Source organism: Hyella patelloides LEGE 07179 (assembly GCF_900659865.1).
Lineage (GTDB): Bacteria > Cyanobacteriota > Cyanobacteriia > Cyanobacteriales > Xenococcaceae > Hyella > Hyella patelloides.
The window spans coordinates 1-1,146 of sequence record NZ_LR214329.1 but is presented as its reverse complement, the minus strand read 5'-3'; the positions used below and the strand labels follow the sequence as shown (position 1 = coordinate 1,146).

2 protein-coding genes are annotated in these 1,146 nt (G+C 38.9%); one reads left to right on the top strand and one right to left on the bottom strand.

All coding sequences use genetic code 11. The features are described 5' to 3' along the window. The first annotated feature begins 125 nt into the window (after positions 1 to 125). Positions 126 to 593, top strand: coding sequence for a FixH family protein (locus H1P_RS33550; RefSeq protein ID WP_484133496.1), 468 nt, complete (start codon positions 126 to 128; stop codon positions 591 to 593). A gap of 219 nt (positions 594 to 812) precedes the next feature. On the opposite strand, the gene H1P_RS33545 is transcribed toward H1P_RS33550, so the two are convergent. After that, on the bottom strand, positions 813 to 1,146 hold a 334-nt coding region (locus H1P_RS33545), incomplete at its 5' end, for a transposase (protein WP_144875836.1).

The following is a 1,146-nucleotide window of genomic DNA, read 5'->3' as shown; positions in this document are numbered from 1 at the left end:
GATTATTAAGTTGTCATCTGTTGAGGATTAAAGTGCGAACTCTACCGTTTTGCGGTTACTCAACAGAAGCTAGTCATCCTCCTTCTTTCTAAGTTTCGACTAAACGAATCGCACCACCCGTTACATTGGGAATGTCAACGGGAGACAGAGTAGAAGTTACCAGTGGTTTGAAATCAGGAGAAGCGGTAGTAACTTCAGGTCAACGTCGGTTGGTGGAAAATGCGACCGTAGCGGTGATTAATCAGTCCGAACAATCTATAGCAGCTAATAAAGCTACTACTCAAGATATTCAAATTCAGTTAGTCAGTCCTGATGCTCAAACTGGTGTCCCTATGGGGGATGCTCAACTGGTGATAGAAGTTAAAGATGCCCAAGGTCAACCGCTAGATATCCTTGACCTAGAGATGAGCGCGTCCATGCCCATGAAGAACATGGCTCCGATGACCGCTCCAGTGGAAGTTCAACCAGATGGACAACCAGGTAGGTTTAAAGCCGATACCTATCTCGGCATGAAAGGAGACTGGACGATTACTGCCCAAGTCAAAGATGCCAAAAATAAAGCGAAACAAGAATTTACTTTAGAAGTTCAATAGCAACTCAAACAACTTAAATTTTTACATTAAACCACAGAACAAATTGCCTCGATGAAGGGTAGTTCACCCATACAAATTTTTAACTACTAACTAGGGTTTGCTGAAAAAGTAAGCGAAAAAATTTACAAGAATCAGCTTGTTTAAATGATAAGTTTTTATGTCAGTAAGTATGCTCAAATATTAGCTTTAATAATATAAAAGTCAGTAATTCAGCCTAATTTATAGGTATTCAGAAATAAAGACAAAAAAAAGACAGCTAATCTGCCTGAGCAGGGTGGAAAGATTGATAACTAAAAAAGTAATGCCAATAGAAGTTTCTGCTGTTTCAGAAAGTTTTGCCATGATACAGTTAAGTCCATAACGTCGTTTTGCTTGTCCGAATTTTCCCTCAATAGCATTACGAAATCTTTCATCATCTCTAGCTTGTTTTTTAGTTGACTTACTAACATTTTTAGGTGGTCTTCCCAATGGTGGTCCACTGATTCTAATCCCTCGGTCTTTACACCAAGTTCGATTCTCTCTATTGCGATAAATTTTATCTACATGAACTGAG